The organism is Streptomyces fuscigenes (assembly GCF_021556455.1).
GTDB lineage: Bacteria > Actinomycetota > Actinomycetes > Streptomycetales > Streptomycetaceae > Streptomyces > Streptomyces fuscigenes.
Genome location: NZ_JAKGCV010000677.1, coordinates 1 through 2,020, shown reverse-complemented (window position 1 = coordinate 2,020; position 2,020 = coordinate 1). Strand labels below are relative to the sequence as shown.

Genomic DNA, 2,020 nt, shown 5'->3' with positions numbered 1-2,020 from the left:
GACCCCGGCGCGGGCGCCGACGACAGCGAGGGCGTCGGCGGCTCCCGCCGTGAGGCACCCGGCGCCGCCGAGCGGCGCGGCGGCGACCCCAGGACCCTCGCCATCCGGCTGACGGCCCCGGTGCGGCGCTTCGGCGCCCTGCCGATCCGCTCCCGCATGGCGCTCCTGGTCGCCGCGGCGGTCGCGATCGCGGTCACCGTCGTCGCCGTCGCCAGCTGGCTGCTCACCCGCAGCCAGCTGCGCAACGAGCTCGACAACTCGCTGCGCAACAGCACGGCCCCGAGCAGCCAGATCGCCAGCGCGATCGACGCGTGCGACCAGAGCAGCGATTCGTCGTCCTCGAGCAGGGGGGGCACCGACTCGTCGGAGCAGGCGTTCGCGTACTTCCAGGTGGTGTCGCCGGACGGCACGCGCTGCGTCGCGGTCGGTTCGCGCCCGGTGAAGGTGCAGCCGCAGGACGTGGCGGTGGCCCGGCACGAGTCGCCGTCCGAGGAGTCACCGGTGCACACGAGCACCACGGACAAGGGCCAGCAGGTCCAGGTGCACACACGGCTCCAGAGCATCCGCATCGGCCCGCCCGGATCGTTCCCCCAACCCGTCGCCGTCACCATCTCCCGCCCCGTCGACGAGATCCAGACCTCCCTCAACCGGCTCGCGCTGCTGCTCACGGTCGTCGCCGGGGTCGGCGTGCTGGGCGCGGGCGCCGCGGGCCTGTGGATCGCGCGGACCGGGCTGCGGCCCGTGGACGGGCTCACACGGGCCGTCGAGCTCGTGGCCCGCACGGAGGACCTCAGCGTCCGCATCCCCGTCGACGGGGAGGACGAGATCGCCCGGCTGTCGCGGTCGTTCAACTCGATGACGGCCGCGCTGGCCTCGTCCCGGGACCGCCAGTCCCAGCTGATCGCCGACGCGGGCCACGAGTTGCGCACCCCGCTCACGTCGCTGCGCACCAACATCGAACTGCTGGCGCGCAGCGAGGAGACGGGCCGGGCGATCCCGCCCGACGACCGCCGCGCGCTCATGGCGTCGGTGAAGGCGCAGATGTCGGAGCTGGCCGCGCTGATCGGCGACCTCCAGGAGCTGTCCAGGCCCGACGCCCTCGCGCCGGGGCAGGTGCAGGTCGTCGCCCTGCACGAGGTGGTGGAGCACGCCCTGCGCCGGGCCCGGTTGCGCGGCCCCGACCTCGCGATCGACGCCACCACCGCCGAGTGGTACGTGCGGGCGGAGCCCGCGACGCTGGAGCGCGCGGTGGTCAACGTCCTCGACAACGCCGTCAAGTTCAGCCCGTCCGGCGGCACCGTCGAGGTGCGCCTCGACGAGCGCGGAGTGCTGACCGTCCGCGACCACGGGCCCGGCATCCCGGCCGAGGACCTGCCGCACGTCTTCGAGCGCTTCTGGCGCTCCCCGTCCGCGCGCTCGCTGCCGGGCTCCGGCCTCGGGCTCGCGATCGTCGCGCGCACGCTCCAGCAGGCGGGCGGCGAGATCACGCTCGATCCGGCGGACGGCGGCGGTACGGTGGCCCGGATCAGCCTGCCGGGGGCCCCGACCCCGCCGCCGGGCCCGCCCGACGCTTGACGGCGGTCGCCACGGGACGCCGGTCGCCGCGCCGGCGGCTGGGTACGGCGGAGCCCCGGCGGCAAGCCGCGGGCAGCGCCGGCCGCGGCCCGCGTTCCTACCGGAGAGGACCCGGCATGGCCCCCGAACCGCCCTGCGTCCGCCTGCTCGTCACCGACTTCGCCGCCTGCTTCCGCTTCTACCGCGAGGTCCTGCCGGAGCTGTCCGGCGCCGCGCTCGCGGCCGGCGCGGAGGACGCGGGCTACGCGAGCTGGGACGCGCGCGGGGTGACCGCGTTCGCGCTGTTCGACCGCCGCTTCATGGCCTCCGCGCTGGGTACGGACGGCCTGCCCGCGCCCGCGCCGGGCGGCGGCGCCCAGGACGCGGCTGCCGTCGTCTTCCACCTGGAGGACGCGGCGGCCCTGGACGCGGCGTTGGAGCGGTGCACGGCCGCGGGCGCGGCCCT

General features: G+C 76.3%; 2 protein-coding genes. Both read left to right on the top strand.

The genetic code is table 11. The annotated features are described in order from the left end of the window. The first annotated feature begins 108 nt into the window (after positions 1-108). Positions 109-1,575 (top strand): sensor histidine kinase, encoded by a 1,467-nt coding sequence (locus L1885_RS27660; RefSeq protein ID WP_372482048.1) that lies wholly within the window; start codon positions 109-111, stop codon positions 1,573-1,575. A 116-nt stretch (positions 1,576-1,691) separates the two neighbouring features. Then, positions 1,692-2,020 (top strand): VOC family protein (locus L1885_RS27655; protein WP_235799885.1); only part of this gene is annotated, 329 nt, incomplete at its 3' end.